Source organism: Roseofilum sp. Guam, assembly GCF_017746735.1.
GTDB lineage: Bacteria > Cyanobacteriota > Cyanobacteriia > Cyanobacteriales > Desertifilaceae > Roseofilum > Roseofilum reptotaenium.
In genome coordinates this window covers 69872-84346 of sequence record NZ_JAGHZN010000003.1, presented here as the reverse complement: position 1 = coordinate 84346, position 14475 = coordinate 69872, and the positions used below count along the sequence as shown (strand labels likewise).

Sequence of the window (14475 nt, the reverse complement as noted above, 5' to 3'; positions counted from 1 at the left end):
TACATTACATTTATAATACATCCTCGATCGCCCCAGAATTGCTCCCTAAAATGCTTCAGAAAATCTGTAGGTTCAGCCGAACCGATGCTCTGTTGCAAAAGTTGCAGTAAAATCAACTAGAAGTTATGCTCATGAATGACAAACATGAAATGGTTTTTTCAAAAACAGCCAGCTAACGACATTGCACTGAAGTGTGACGATCTCCATTGTCAGATGTGTGCTGATACGGTAAAACAGGCTTTGCAAAAGGTCAATGGTGTTGTAAGAGTAAAAGTAAATGTCGGCAAAAAGGAGATCGCTGTTTCCATTGATGAAAAAGCAAATATAACCAGTGATATGCTGATCAATGCTCTCAAACCCACTGGCTATATAGCAACGACCTAATACTCCTCACAAAATTTGCATCTTCATTCGATCGCTCATAACTCTAGCTACTTTATACGACTTTCTTTTGAAGGTATCGCATTTCTGCTCTGTGCGATCGCCAGATTATCTATCCCGTTTTTCAGAATATTAAGGAAGAAATTACAGGGCAGAATTCTATTGGCAAAAACTGGACTGTAAGAATCAACCAACAGGGGGACTTGGTGCATGGCGTGCAAAAGTCCCTGGTGGTTGGATCATAGCTATTCGTTGTGGTGGTAGCGAAGGTGGCGGAGTCACTTTTTATCCCGATCCTAATCATCAATGGAATGGTGGAACCTTACCCTTTTGACATACTCTCCGACCTAACAGAGCGGCTCAACTCAAATCAATTGTTAACCGCTCTACAAACCTGGCATGTTCCTCGGAAGCGATACCCTGTTGCAAAACTTGCAATACCTCCATCATTTGATTATTTCTCAGGGCATCGACGGCTAACCATAACCCTGGGAACACCTGGGAGCGAATAATGTTTTGTTTATCGGCGACGAGGGGTTGATACTCTCCTGCGACTAAATGAAACCAGTCTAAACGCTGTTCAAAAGATTGCCAAACCAAATATTCTGCCACTCCATTGCGGCGATAGACTTGCTGTTTATTGCCTAAGTCGATCGCCGCACTACTAGCGGCAATTTCCACCACTAATTCCGGTACACCTTCTAAATAGCCATCTTCGGTTACTCTCACACCTCCCCCCACTTGGCGATCGCGGATGAGGACAATATCCGGTTGCACATCATTATCCAAGTCTAAGCGCACCGTGGGTTCAATGCCCGATAATGTCCCTGGAGTAAATGCCGCATAAGTTTCTAAACAAGTTGCTAAACGGCTATGGGGTTGGGCATGATATGGAAAGCGTAAGGGAGAAGCCACGTAAACAATTCCTTCAATGAGTTCTGCTTTGCGAATATGGGGAGCCGCAGCATAGCGGCGCTCGAATTCTGGGCGCGAGAGGCGATCGCCACTTTCGAGCCAAGCGATAGAAGCCTCAGGTTTAGGAGATTGGCGGAACAAATCAGTCGTCATCTGAGTGTCCTGAATTTTATTGTTTTAATTATAGTAGTAGCAGATCGGATTAGGGTTGTTCGAGACTTTGCCAGAGGTTACCAAGGATATAGGTGGCTTCAATTGTGCGATCGTCTCCTAAAATCATTAAAGTAAACAGTTGATCCGCTAATTCAGATAGATTTTCGGGCGGAATTTGGTTCTGATTGCGTAATTTCATTAAGGGTGTTGGGGCAGGATTAATGATGATAAAATCTGCTTCTTTCCCCGGTTCAAAATTGCCGATTTTATCCTCTAAATGCAGGGCTTTCGCTGCACCTAATGTAGATAGGTAAAAGGCTTGGAAGGGGGAAAGAGCTTGTCCTTGCAGTTGCATCACTTTATAGGCATCTCCCATCGTTTTGAGAAGTGAAAAGCTGGTTCCTGCGCCGACATCGGTGGCTAACCCAACGGGAATGGGAGGGGATTGGATTTGGGTTTGGTTTAAATTAAATAATCCGCTACCGAGGAATAAGTTAGAAGTGGGACAAAAGGCGATCGCGCTCTGACGCTCACTTAAGCGTTGCAATTCGGAGTCACTCAGGTGGATACCATGAGCGAAAATCGATCGCTCTGTGACTAATCCGAATTGTTCATAAACATTGAGATAATCGGATGCTTGTGGAAAAAGTTCCTTAATCCAGGCAATTTCTTTAATATTTTCAGATAAGTGGGTATGGATATAGAGGTCTGGATATTCACTAAAGCTGCCGGCTAGCTCTAATTCTTCTGGGGTTGAAGTAGGAGCAAAGCGGGGTGTTACAGCATAAAGCAATCTATCCTGATGATGCCATTTTTGGATTAAAGTTTGGGTTTGTTCATAGGCAGTTTGTGGCGTATTAACTAAAAAGTCGGGTGCATTTCGGCTCATGAGCATTTGTCCGGCAATGATTCGCATCTGTCGCTCTTTCGCCGCCGTAAATAACCCATCAACAGACTGAGGAAAAATAGTAGTTAAAATGACGGCTGTCGTTGTGCCATTGCGCAGCAGTTCATCGAGGAAAAAATTAGAGAGTTTTTGAGCATAGTCTGGATCTTGAAACTTTTTCTCTACAGGGAATACATATTTTTCTAACCATTCTAATAACTGCTCTCCATAGGAAGCGATCATTTCCGTTTGCGGACAGTGGAGATGGAGGTCAATAAAGCCGGGTAAAATCAGTTTTCCGGAATAGTCTGTGATGTGGAGATGGGGATATTGAGAGCGCAGAGTTGGGTAATCGCCAACCGCTTTAATCTGACCTTGTTCTAAAATTAATAGACCATCAGGAAAATAGCGCATGCTTTCTGATTCCCGATAATGGAAAGGGTTATGGATAAAATCAGCGATCGCACCCCGGAAGGCTGAGTAAGTAGCAGAATTAGCAGACATGGAGCAGATGATTTGCGGTAATTTTTCGGAGGTCTGTTGACTTGGGTCAGATTATTCTAGTATATACAAGTATTGAGTCATAAAAATTTAGCCATGGAAACGGTGCAACTGGGTCAAACGGATATTCGGGTCACGCCCTTGGGAATTGGTACATGGGCTTGGGGTGATAAACTGTTTTGGGATTATGGCAATACCTATGGCGAAGCGGAAATTAAAAAGGCATTTGCAGCAACCCTAGATGGGGGAATCAGTTTTTTCGATACGGCGGAAGTGTATGGTTTGGGAGAGTCGGAATCTTTAATCGGTCGGTTAATGAAAGAAACTGGGCGATCGCCCCAAATAGCGACGAAATACTTCCCCGTGCCTTGGCGACTTAAAGCGGAAACCGTATCCGAGGCAATTACTAATAGTTTGAATCGGCTACAAGTGGACTCTATTGAACTCTATCAAATCCATCAACCGGTCAGCTTCTTGATGAGCCAAGAAACTCTGCTGAATGCTTTAGCGAATGAAGTGACGCGGGGCAGAATTCAAACCATAGGAGTGAGCAACTATTCCGCCAAACAAATGCGGGAAGCTCATGATATTTTAGCTCAAAAAGGGATTCCCTTAGCCGTCAATCAGGTGAAGTATTCCTTACTGAGCCGGAAAATAGAGAGCAATGGAATTCTAGATACTGCCCGCGAGTTAGGTATTACAATTTTGGCTTATAGTCCCCTTGCCCAAGGGTTATTGACCGGTAAATATACATCGGTCAATACACCTGTGGGAGCGAGAAAACTTAGTCCAGAATTTGGTCGGGAAGGATTACGCAAAATTGCTCCTGTGATTTCGCGCTTAAAACGAATTGCCGATCAATATAAGAAAACGCCTTCTCAAGTGGCATTGAATTGGCTGATTTGCCAAGAGGTAATTCCGATTCCAGGGGCGAAAAGTGCCAAGCAAGCCCAAGATAATGCAGGTGCTCTAGGATGGAGCTTGAAACCGGAAGATGTGCAAGATTTAGAAGAAGTTACCCGTCCCTGGTTAAGTTAGGTTTACTCTATGTAGGGGTGAAAAATTTTTCGCCCCTACTGGATTGTTTCACCTAATTTGATGCATTAGATTTCGTTTTTAGTGATTGCTCAAGCCCTCTCCAGCTAGGCTTTTAAGCACTCTTCGTGCTTACTACAAACAAAGCCCTATTTTAGGTGAAACAATCCACTACATTTCAGTGATGACAAACCCAATGGATTCCTTCAGGGAGTCGATAGCTGCTATATTCAACTTGAATCACGCGGCGATGGGTGGGATGGGTGGCTTTACTTGAAGCATGAAGAAGTAGGGGTTTCATCGCCATCACCGATCCAGGTTGAACAGTACAATTAACGGATGGTTGGATTTGCACAATTTCTTGAATTTGAGCTGCGGATAAAATTCCCTGTAAATGACTTCCTGGTATCACGCGCAAGCAGCCATTTTTAGGTTCAGCAGCATCAAGATGAATGCGAAACGTGACCATTTGATGGAGGACATTTGCTGGTGGGTGAACATGGGGTATAGTGCCCTTAATGCTCCATGGCCCCCAACCTGGAATTTCCTGTTTATGAGAAACTGCGATCGCCCTATCCTGATGCCAAGGAACCAGCCAGTTATTGCTGGGAGTTTTATCGAAGAACAGGACGCGCACCACCGAGGGAGAATCCCCCAAATAGTCTTGAGCTTTTCGCAGCAACTTGGGGGAATAAACCAGATCCAAAACCGTTCTCAGGTGATGGTGGAGATTGCGTAGTCCCCCTTGAGTGGGTTTGAGGTGCAGAGTATTTAGCTGTTGCACAATTGGAGCGAGCGTCTGCTGTCCAATCAAGGATTCTAAAATTTCATAGCCTTGACACGAAAAAGTCATGTTAACTGAGTTTTTTCACCATCCAAGTTGACAGCGCTTGGAAGCCTAACTTATCGTACAAGGCGATCGCTGGTGTATTCTGACAAAAGACTTGCAGACTAATTTGCTGCTCTCCTCGCTCTTTAGCGTAAGCTTCCGCTTGCTCCATCAATGCCGATCCCAGTCCCTGGCGGCGATGTTCCGGTAAGATATAGAGGAGAAAAATATGGGTATGGTGCTGTCCATTCACTTGATCCACCGCTTTCCCCATCCATAAACAGCCAATGGGTTGAGAGCGGGGAGTCGAAGAGAGGAAATCGGAAATTTGCGGATCTTCGACTTTCTCCACCCACCAGAGGGGAGTCGTCTGAGCAAAGTGTAACTCGATCGCCTGATTTAAATGGGAAAAATCCTGCCCTGGAAATAACTCCTCATAGGTTTTGTGCATAAAGCTAATCAGCACGTCGCGCTCCATCACCCATCCAGCGCGAATCCGATAGCCTGGAACCAATTCATTTTGTGCCATTTACAAAAGAGAAACAGATAGTCACACTCTATCGTAGGGTAAAACGGGTTTTAATCCCTAATAGGGATTTATGTTCATTTCAACATGTGGAATGGGGAGAGAAAGTATTTGTGAGATGGCAGTTTCAATCCCTAATAGGGATTTATGTTCATTTCAACTTGCCTTGCCCTCTCTAGCAACTTCAAAATTTTTCTGGTTTCAATCCCTAATAGGGATTTATGTTCATTTCAACGATACGCGATTAAAGCCCAGCTACTTGTTCCGTGTTTCAATCCCTAATAGGGATTTATGTTCATTTCAACACAGGAGCGAATCCCAGCATCGTAAATGCATTTTTGGGTTTCAATCCCTAATAGGGATTTATGTTCATTTCAACTCAAAAGCAGCTTTGGTATTGGAATGAAAATAAGAGTTTCAATCCCTAATAGGGATTTATGTTTATTTCAACTTTCATTAGTTTTATTTTTGTTTTATCGATTATCAAGTTTCAATCCCTAATAGGGATTTATGTTTATTTCAACCAGAGAAGAAGCAGGAGATGGGAATTGAGAGCCGTGTTTCAATCCCTAATAGGGATTTATGTTTATTTCAACATGGGCTGCTTCTTCTCTGGTGCGTCAATCCCGCAAAGTTTCAATCCCTAATAGGGATTTATGTTTATTTCAACAATGCAGCAGTTAAGAGGCCTTGCTGAAGAGTGGAGTTTCAATCCCTAATAGGGATTTATGTTTATTTCAACATTGCGAACCCCCAATATACAGGGGTCAAGGTTAAAGGGAAGTTTCAATCCCTAATAGGGATTTATGTTTATTTCAACGTTAGTGGATGTTGATGTTTCTCCTCAGGATACGAGCTAAGTTTCAATCCCTAATAGGGATTTATGTTTATTTCAACTTAATTTTTTAGGAAGATCTCGCAAGATAATATTAGTTTCAATCCCTAATAGGGATTTATGTTTATTTCAACGTCACTCCTTGGCAGTCATTTTTAGCAGAATCGTTAAAGTTTCAATCCCTAATAGGGATTTATGTTTATTTCAACAGTAAATGGAGTAACTTGGGTTTTGAGCCTTGATAGTTTCAATCCCTAATAGGGATTTATGTTTATTTCAACTGGGTGATAAATGTGGTTCCAAGGGAAAATGTCCCGTTTCAATCCCTAATAGGGATTTATGTTTATTTCAACAGTAGTCAAACGCAGCATTTGTGCCATGGGCCTGTTGTTTCAATCCCTAATAGGGATTTATGTTTATTTCAACCGCTTGCTTTCCAGACCCTTACTGTATTTAGTTTCCAAGGTACATTTCCGACGCTCGCCTCCTATGATAGCTTTCTGGTGGTCAAGACGCAAGCCCAAATCGCTGAAACTGTTGTCCTATCTGGGCCGACGCGACCTCGAAACTCAAAATTGCTATAAGGCAGACGGGGTAGATGATACAGCCATTTGAGACTCAGGGGTAATTTTTACCTCTCCCTACCGTCGGATTTTAGTCGAATTGGAGACTAGGGGAATAGGCAAAGAAGATATTAGGTATTCCCTTGAATAATGTACTTAACTGTGGTGAGAGCCTCTAAATTAATCAAACCTCGGCGTACCCCTTTTTGATTAGACATGCCTAAAAATACGGTATTGCCTCTGGTACGATAGCGATAAAATCGGGGACTGGCATTGATATAGAGTGAAGCACTGTTAATTCCTAGGGCAAATTTACGACTTTCGTTATAGGATTGGGTAACTAAACAGTTTGCATGGCCGCTGCTGTGGGTGTTCATCCAGGCGATCGCCCCATCCAAATCTTCGACCAACTTAAACGTCACCACTTTTTCTAAGTATGCCTGGTTCCATTCTTCTGGTTCTGCCGGTTTCAGCTCCTCATATTGAGCCGCTAATTCTGGATCGCCTCGCAACTCAAACCCTTTTTCCTTCAAAGATTTCCATAAAGAAGCGATGGCTGAGGAACTTTGACCTTGTTCAATTAATACTTTCTCAATCGCATTCACTGGATCGGGTTCGCTGGCGTGGGAATCAATAATTACATGACGAACCGTTTCTAAGCTACCGGAATTTCCCCAGTATAAATAACAATTCCCCATAGCCGATCGCAAGACGGGTACAGTTGCCTGTCGCACCACCTGTTCCACCAATGACGGCCGACCATAGGGGATAATAAGATTAATATATCGATCTTGCCGAATCACATCTCGAATGGGAGCGCCCTGTTCTGAGGATAACAAGATTAATGAATGTTTCGGTAAACCCACCTCTTCTAGGGCTACTTGTAAGGCTTCAGCGATCGCATAGTTCGTTTGGAACGATTCACTTCCCCCGCGTAAAATCAAGCTATTCCCCGTTTTCAAGCCTAACCCAGCGGCGATCGCCCCTAACTCTGGAAACGCTTCATACACCAAAGCCAACACCCCTAAAGGCATTCGCTGGCAATAGGTTTGTACCTCTTCCACTTGATAGGAGGCATTCATGACCTCTTGTAATGGGTCGGGAAAATCGGATAATCCTTGTAAAATTTGAACGACATTTTGAATGCGCTCTGGAGTTAACTTGAGCCATTCTAAAATCAGATCTGGAACCGCCATCTCGCGAGAGGTTTCTAAATCTAAAGTATTCGCCTCTAACACTCGATCGAGAGAGTCATCCAAAACCTCTGCCATCATCTTCAGAGCGCGATCGCGGAGGGTACTGGACGTATTCGCTAAAATTAAAGAGGCTTCATGGGAAGCACCCACATCCTCTAAAAGGTCATTGGATGAAGTCATGAATCAGTCATCTACATCAATTAAGAAGAGCGTCGATACACCAGCCATCTCATCAGTGCCAGCAACAGGAGCAACATCACGGGAATGAATACCCACACCATGATACTCGACCCTGATGGCGCTAAAAGAAAATATAAGGATAACCATACAATGGGTAAGACTAAAATGACCAACAACCCCACAGGTAAGTAATATTCCTTTAAATCTGAATGAATGGCTATCCATTGCTTCCCTGTCCAGTACCAAGTTTTCTTGTAGGGGGAACTGGTAGACACCTGTTGTAGCACATAGCCATTTTCCTCAACCGCAAAAATTTTCTGACATCGATCGCATCCAAATGCTTCCGTGAGCAAAATCGGCTGCAAACGACCTTGACAACGGCAAGGACAAGGATAATCATGGGCGGTCAAATCAATTTTTTGAGCTTTTTTGGACTGCACAAGTCACCCGTAATCTGAATTTGAGATGAATTGAGGATCTCCTCGATATTCAGCGAGAAGAGAATATTGGCTCTAACCCTGTTTATTGAATCAAAGCTTACTATCCATCTAGTTTAGCTGCAAAAACGAAACCTAATAACTCTTCCTATTAAATTTTATAAGCGGGTAACGCGATTCGAACGCGCGACATTCACCTTGGCAAGGTGACGCTCTACCACTGAGCTATACCCGCATCACTTTCCTAATTTACACAAAGATGTGGCTCTTGTCAAGAGGTCAGCCAAGATTTTTGGCGATCGCTTGTCCTATTCGATTCAAGATCTTTTAAAGAAACTATCCATCATCCCATTACTGCGCAAAGCACTGTAAGCTATTTGAATCATCAAGAACATCTGTGTGGAGTGCCCGAACTTTGTCTGTAAAATACTTTTTTTTATCAGATGGATGGATTATTGGCCGCGTCTGGGAATTTGGAGGGATTTGGAATGAAGTCGTTTGGCGCAGAAAACCAGACATTGAGCCTCTCAATATGGGAATTGTTGAGCATAACCAAACGTTATGGCTTTATCGAGTAGAAGAGGCTGTACTGATGGTTGAGGTTAAACCCATGGCTGATGCTCCCAGTAACCAAACCATCGGCCAAGTCGTTCTCAAGCGACTAATTGACTCAGAACAGGTCATTGAGCGGCTTGGCCAAGCAGAAAGCATTGTCCATCGCTTTTCGGAAGGATAGGGGAATGGGGGAGATAGCAGAACAGCTAAAAATAGAGATAGTGTTCCTTATTCCCTATTCCCTGACTGATGCAAAAAATTTATTCAACAGTCCACTAGAGAGTAGGGGCAGCCGGTAGATTACTAATGGCTCGTTGTAGACGAGCGACAGCTAGGTTATAGCCTACAATCGCTTGCACCTGGTTAAACTGGGCTTGAGTGAGGTCAGTTTCCGAACTAATGACATCAGTTTGTGTCCCTACCCCAGCTTGAAAACGGAGTCTAGCCAGTCGTAGGGCTTCTTCTGCTTGGGCTAGACCCACAATAGACGTTTGGATGTTGTCAAAACTAGAGACTAATTGGAAATAGGCATCTTCAACTTCTAAGCGGATACGATTACGATTATCGGCAAATTGTTGTTCCGCAATTTCTATTTCGGCTTCTTCAATATCAGCTTGGGCCCTTGATAGTCCCCCATCGTAGAGTGTCCAGTTGAGTTGCGCTCCTAGGGTATAGCCATCTCCAGTACCTTGGGAGAGCCGAGGGTCATCAAACCACAATTTGAGAGCGTTGTAATTCGCAAATAAACTGACTTGGGGCTTTAAGCCAGCTAACCGAGCATCGCGCTGGGCTTCATTAAGTTCTCGCTCGATTAAACGTTGTTCTAACTCAGCGCGATTTTTATAGGCGAGGATAATACTCTCGTCGAGGGAAAGTTGCCAACGACCGATGATTTCCACCGGATCGGCAGCAGATACATCCAGGGTTTGGGGCAGATTCAAGATTTGGGCTAGGGTGCGCCGAGCCGTTCTTAAACTAGCGATCGCCTCAGTCAGTCGTTGCTGTTCGTTTGCAACTTGCACTTGAGCTTGCAACACAGCAAACCGAGTCCCCACACCTGCCGTTTCTAAGGCCTGGGCATCTCGTAAACTGCGCTCGGCCTGTACGAGAGCCTGTTGACGAATCCGTAATTGTTCAGCCGAAGCTTGTAACTGATAATACTGTTGCGCTACATTAAGGCGGATTTGTTCCTCAATCACTTCGACTTGAAGCGCATTAAATTGAACTTGCTTTTCCGCGGCTGTAATGTTGGCTGAACGTAAGCCAGAGGTCAGCAGGTTATAGCGCACTTCTACCGTCCCCGTTAACGAGTTAGTCGGAGAATCTCGATTGCTCAGGACAGTGTTTGTTGTATTACGGGCACTAATTTCATTATTTGCGGTTTGAGAGCGTTGTAGGCTAGACTGAAAGGTTAAGGTGGGTAAGTTAGCCGCTAAGGCTTGTCTGAGTTGAGCTTGAGATCGCTCTAACTGTAGCTTGCTTTGTTGCAGCTCAATATTATTGCGCCGCGCTAAATCAATCGCCTGTTTCAACGTTAAGGGTTGAGTCCCTTCAATAGCTACTTCTGACGGATCGGTGGGAAATAATAGAGGGTTCGGACTCGGATCGAGATAGAGGGGCGCAAGTTCCGGACTTTGGGCAACATGGGGAGAAACTAAGGTTTCTGGGAGTGGATTTTGGGTTGGATCGGAGCTTAACGCCGTTTGTAGGCGACTCACCCAAGCCTTATCTTCTGCTGAGAGCTGTTGGGAATGCTCGTCAACTAGAAGGTTTAGGGTTTCCTCTAGTTGAGAATCAGCTACCGTCTGGCGATCGTGCCAGGTCGCATTATCACCAATTGAGGGAGCTTCTGGGTTGCTCAATACTGAAGCGGGAGAAGGTTCAGATGGCGTTAAGGGAGTTTCCTCTCCTGTGACCTCATCTTCTGTAGATTTTGCTTCTCCCTCTAGGGGAGGTTGTGACGAGACGGGTTGTTGCTTCTCCAGAGAGGTCTGGGGTTCAAAAGATGGTTCAGGTTGACTCGTTTCTAAGAGCAGATCGCTAGCGAAAACCACAGCATTGACGCTAGGATTTATCACGGCGATCGCAGCGCCCGCACTCACACCAATAAATTTCCGCAAAGTTGGCATAGTTCCTCAGTTCAATCCACAATCCCAGATCAAAAATGTCCTGGCTCAAGCAGAGACTCCATAAGAAGGATACTGGGTTACCTAGGAACTTGGCAATCGGTTTTCCCTATTCCCTAGAGATTTGCTGGTAGGATAAACCGACATAAGATTGAATCTCAAGTAAAGATGACAAACTGTGGTGTAAGCGAGTGAACAACATTCCCCCTGTTGATTTAACCCAGCAATACCAAGCGATCGCCTCGGAGGTGGAAGCAGCGGTACTAGAACTTTTGCCTTCGGGTCGCTACATTGGTGGCCCTGTGGTGGAGTCCTTTGAAAAACAGTTGGCCCAAGCTGTGGGTGTAAATTGCTGTGTGGCTTGTAATTCGGGGACGGATGCTTTGTATTTAGCCCTGCGAGCAGTGGGAGTCGGGCCCGGAGATGAGGTGATTACGACCCCGTTTACGTTTATTGCCACAGCCGAAACGATCGCCATGGTGGGGGCTACTCCCGTATTTGTCGATGTAGAGGAGGAGTCGTTTAATCTGGATCTGTCCCAAGTAGAGGCAGCGATTACTGAGAACACTAAGGTCATTATTCCCGTACATTTGTTTGGCCGACCTGTGAATATGACTCGGTTGATGGCGATCGCCAAAACTCATAATCTTAAGGTCATTGAAGATTGTGCCCAAGCTGCTGGCGCAACCTGGGCGGGTTCTCCCGTGGGCAGTTGGGGGGATATCGGCTGTTTTAGCTTTTACCCGACTAAGAATTTAGCCGCTTGCGGGGATGGCGGAGCGCTGACGACTCAGGATTTGGCGATCGCCGATCGGGTGCATCTATTGCGCGATCATGGGCGGCGCAGTGGCTATGTTTATGAGGTGACCGGGGTAAATTCCCGTTTAGATGCAATACAAGCAGCAATCTTAAAAATTAAGCTTAAGTATCTGCCCCAATGGAATCAGCACCGTAGGGAAGTTGCCTATCGTTATCATGAATTATTGGCATCAGTTTCAGGGATTGTACTGCCCCAAGAAATCGAGGGTGGGGAGTCAGTTTGGAATCAATACACGATTCGGATTAAGGACCGACAAGAGCTAGATTCAGACTATCGCAATCGCATTCAATTGCGTTTACGGGAGCAAGGGGTGATCGCATCGGTCTATTATCCTCTGCCTTTACATCTGCAACCGGTTTATCAGGATTTAGGATATCAGCCCCATCAATTGGCGATCTCCGAGCAACTGAGCCAAGAAGTTTTATCTTTGCCCATGTTCCCCGAATTAACGTTAGAACAGCAAAAACGGGTGGTCGATTGCCTAAAAAACATTTTGTAGGGAGAGTTGGCTATGGGGAAGCCTCTGGCATCCTCTTTACATTCCTTAACAAAAACATAAGATAGTTTGAAGTTTTTTGTACTATAGTTAAGAAAAAGATAAAAAGTATGATCCAACCTAGAAAAATAGAATTAGGACAAGAGTAAATAAACTTGCTCAAAATCCTAAAATTTGGATAGGTCAATGGTCAACATTTAATAAAATCTATCGATAGCAGATAGAAATCTAAACGTTGAATAGTCAAAATTGTGATTATCAAGAGGCATCAGCTAGCGTGAAGCAACATCCACTTGAGCAGCTCAGGAGATACGACCCCCAGGCGATCGCCAGCTACTATAAATTCCGCCCCTGGCAAAGTCTCTATCGAATTGTGACTTTAATCGGGGCTTTTTTAGGATTTATCTTCTCCCTGAAGTCGGATCAATTCAGGAACCAAGTCGAGCAAAATCGGCCCAAACGCGCCACCGAGTTGAGGGAATTACTCACTCACCTAGGGCCAACCTATATCAAAGTCGGTCAAGCGCTCTCTACCCGTCCCGATCTGATTCGTAAAGACTTTCTCGAAGAGTTAACTAAACTTCAAGATCGCCTGCCTCCCTTTCCGAATCAAACCGCCTTTGACATCATCGAGAGAGAATTGGGAGGTTCGATCTCCCAAATGTACCTGGATATTTCTCCCCATCCCGTCGCTGCTGCCAGTTTAGGCCAAGTCTACCGAGGACGGCTTCACAGTGGAGAAGAAGTCGCCATCAAAGTCCAACGACCCAATCTAATCCCCATTCTCACCCTCGATTTATACCTGATGCGATGGGCAGCCCGTTGGATTTCACCCATTCTCCCTCTTAATTTAGGTCATGACCTGACTCTAATTGTAGAGGAATTTGGCATAAAACTTTTTGAAGAAATTGACTATATTAATGAAGGGAAAAATGCCGAAAAGTTTGCGGAAAACTTTCGCTATAATCCCCAAGTTAGAGTTCCGCAAATTTATTGGGATTATTGCGCCAAGAAAGTCCTCACCCTAGAGTGGATTAATGGCTATAAACTCACCAATACTGAGGCAATTCAAGAAGCCGGTTTAGATGCCGATAAAATTATCCGTATTGGGGTAACCACAGGCCTGCAACAATTACTAGAGTTCGGTTTTTTCCATGCTGACCCCCATCCAGGGAATCTATTTGCCCTATCCGATCCTTCAGGCATTGGGGCACAAATGGGCTATATTGATTTTGGCATGATGGATCAGTTAGATCAGACAGCTAAAGAAACATTAGTGGATGCCGTGGTGCATCTGATTAATAAGGATTATACGGAATTAGCTGAAGACTTTGTTAAGCTCGGTTTTCTGACTCCGGATACTGATATTTACCCGATTATCCCTGCCCTGGAAGCGGTATTTGGGGATATCATGGGTGAAAGTGTTCGGGATTTTAATTTTAAGACGATTACGGATAAGTTCTCGGAAGTGATGTACGAGTATCCCTTCCGAGTTCCGGCTAAGTTTGCCTTAATTATCCGATCGCTGGTGACTCAGGAAGGATTAGCCTTGAGCATTAATCCTGATTTTAGAATTGTGGAAATTGCTTATCCCTATGTGGCTCAACGGTTACTAACTGGTGAAACCCCCAGTTTAAGACGACGCTTGTTAGAGGTCTTGATTAAAGACGGTAAGTTCCGGTGGGATCGCTTAGAGAATATGATTGCGATCGCCCGCTCCGATAGTGGCTTTGATTTAATGCCTACCGCTCAATTGGGTTTACAATATCTCCTTTCAGAAGAGGGACAATATTTACGCCATCAAATTGTCTTAGCCCTGACGGAAAATGACCGCTTACACACCGAGGAAGTGGAACGACTGTGGCATTTAATTCAGGATGATATCCAGCCTAGTCGCTTACTCGATGCCGCTTGGGGAGCGCTCGCTGATTTTTCTAGAGAGCGAGCGGCTCTACTACTCCCTTCTGTAGCAGCTTTCACCCAATAAATGACGCATGAAAACCCCCTGCTTTTTAAGCAGGGCTGTTTCATGGATTAACCC

At 44.6% G+C, this 14475-nt stretch carries 12 protein-coding genes, 1 tRNA gene and 1 CRISPR repeat array; of the genes, 5 read left to right on the top strand and 8 right to left on the bottom strand.

All coding sequences use genetic code 11. From position 1 onward, the window contains the following. The first annotated feature begins 144 nt into the window (after nt 1-144). The gene (locus J7529_RS01620) at nt 145-384 is read left to right on the top strand and encodes a heavy-metal-associated domain-containing protein (RefSeq protein ID WP_271938882.1); all 240 of its coding nucleotides are present in this window, start codon (nt 145-147) and stop codon (nt 382-384) included. 357 nt (nt 385-741) lie between these two features. On the opposite strand, the gene J7529_RS01615 is transcribed toward J7529_RS01620, so the two are convergent. Together J7529_RS01615 and guaD are read right to left on the bottom strand one after the other, a co-directional pair. After that, nucleotides 742-1449 carry a Uma2 family endonuclease gene (locus J7529_RS01615; protein ID WP_318727540.1) on the bottom strand — a complete coding sequence of 236 codons (708 nt, stop codon included), beginning with the start codon at nt 1447-1449 and terminating at the stop codon, nt 742-744. Between the two features lie 49 nt (nt 1450-1498). Further along, the gene (guaD, locus tag J7529_RS01610; protein ID WP_318727539.1) at nt 1499-2839 is read right to left on the bottom strand and encodes a guanine deaminase; all 1341 of its coding nucleotides are present in this window, start codon (nt 2837-2839) and stop codon (nt 1499-1501) included. A gap of 93 nt (nt 2840-2932) precedes the next feature. Between guaD and J7529_RS01605 the strand changes: the two genes are divergently transcribed. Further along, nucleotides 2933-3874, top strand: coding sequence for an aldo/keto reductase (locus J7529_RS01605; protein ID WP_413038793.1), 942 nt, complete (start codon nt 2933-2935; stop codon nt 3872-3874). 175 nt (nt 3875-4049) lie between these two features. Here the strand turns inward: J7529_RS01605 and J7529_RS01600 are convergent, their stop codons facing one another. The 5 genes from J7529_RS01600 to J7529_RS01580 all read right to left on the bottom strand — a co-directional run bounded on the left by J7529_RS01600 (nt 4050) and on the right by J7529_RS01580 (nt 8672). Next, a complete protein-coding gene (locus J7529_RS01600; protein ID WP_318727537.1) occupies nt 4050-4724 on the bottom strand; it encodes a phytanoyl-CoA dioxygenase family protein in 675 nt (224 codons plus the stop codon). A gap of 1 nt (nt 4725) precedes the next feature. Then, nucleotides 4726-5229: a GNAT family N-acetyltransferase gene (locus J7529_RS01595; protein ID WP_271938889.1), complete on the bottom strand. Its 504-nt coding sequence runs from the start codon at nt 5227-5229 to the stop codon at nt 4726-4728. Between the two features lie 46 nt (nt 5230-5275). Further along, a CRISPR array of direct repeats spans nt 5276-6487; the repeat unit is 38 nt; unit sequence AGTTTCAATCCCTAATAGGGATTTATGTTTATTTCAAC. A gap of 268 nt (nt 6488-6755) precedes the next feature. Next, nucleotides 6756-8000: a glutamate-5-semialdehyde dehydrogenase gene (locus J7529_RS01590; protein ID WP_271938891.1), complete on the bottom strand. Its 1245-nt coding sequence runs from the start codon at nt 7998-8000 to the stop codon at nt 6756-6758. Nucleotides 8001-8020: 20 nt separating this feature from the next. After that, entirely contained in the window at nt 8021-8440 is a 420-nt protein-coding gene (locus J7529_RS01585; RefSeq protein WP_271938892.1) for a hypothetical protein, read from the bottom strand. Between the two features lie 160 nt (nt 8441-8600). Continuing rightward, nucleotides 8601-8672: transfer RNA gene (locus tag J7529_RS01580), tRNA-Gly, on the bottom strand. A 180-nt stretch (nt 8673-8852) separates the two neighbouring features. On the opposite strand from J7529_RS01580, the gene J7529_RS01575 reads away from it, so the two are divergent. Beyond that, nucleotides 8853-9173: a hypothetical protein gene (locus J7529_RS01575; protein ID WP_318727536.1), complete on the top strand. Its 321-nt coding sequence runs from the start codon at nt 8853-8855 to the stop codon at nt 9171-9173. 94 nt (nt 9174-9267) lie between these two features. On the opposite strand, the gene J7529_RS01570 is transcribed toward J7529_RS01575, so the two are convergent. After that, on the bottom strand, nt 9268-11121 hold the full coding sequence (locus tag J7529_RS01570) for a TolC family protein (protein ID WP_318727535.1): 1854 nt from the start codon (nt 11119-11121) through the stop codon (nt 9268-9270). A 188-nt stretch (nt 11122-11309) separates the two neighbouring features. Between J7529_RS01570 and J7529_RS01565 the strand changes: the two genes are divergently transcribed. Further along, complete coding sequence (locus tag J7529_RS01565) at nt 11310-12437, top strand: DegT/DnrJ/EryC1/StrS family aminotransferase (RefSeq protein WP_318727534.1); 1128 nt, start codon at nt 11310-11312, stop codon at nt 12435-12437. A 274-nt stretch (nt 12438-12711) separates the two neighbouring features. Continuing rightward, on the top strand, nt 12712-14421 hold the full coding sequence (locus J7529_RS01560; protein ID WP_413038792.1) for an ABC1 kinase family protein: 1710 nt from the start codon (nt 12712-12714) through the stop codon (nt 14419-14421). Nucleotides 14422-14475 lie beyond the last annotated feature (54 nt).

Coding starts and splice junctions, on each gene's coding strand:
- J7529_RS01590 (WP_271938891.1), bottom strand. CDS start 8,000: ATGACTTCATCCAATGACCTTTTAGAGGATGTGGGTGCTTCCCATGAA.
- guaD (WP_318727539.1), bottom strand. CDS start 2,839: ATGTCTGCTAATTCTGCTACTTACTCAGCCTTCCGGGGTGCGATCGCT.
- J7529_RS01620 (WP_271938882.1), top strand. CDS start 145: ATGAAATGGTTTTTTCAAAAACAGCCAGCTAACGACATTGCACTGAAG.
- J7529_RS01595 (WP_271938889.1), bottom strand. CDS start 5,229: ATGGCACAAAATGAATTGGTTCCAGGCTATCGGATTCGCGCTGGATGG.
- J7529_RS01570 (WP_318727535.1), bottom strand. CDS start 11,121: ATGCCAACTTTGCGGAAATTTATTGGTGTGAGTGCGGGCGCTGCGATC.
- J7529_RS01605 (WP_413038793.1), top strand. CDS start 2,933: ATGGAAACGGTGCAACTGGGTCAAACGGATATTCGGGTCACGCCCTTG.
- J7529_RS01600 (WP_318727537.1), bottom strand. CDS start 4,724: ATGACTTTTTCGTGTCAAGGCTATGAAATTTTAGAATCCTTGATTGGA.
- J7529_RS01615 (WP_318727540.1), bottom strand. CDS start 1,449: ATGACGACTGATTTGTTCCGCCAATCTCCTAAACCTGAGGCTTCTATC.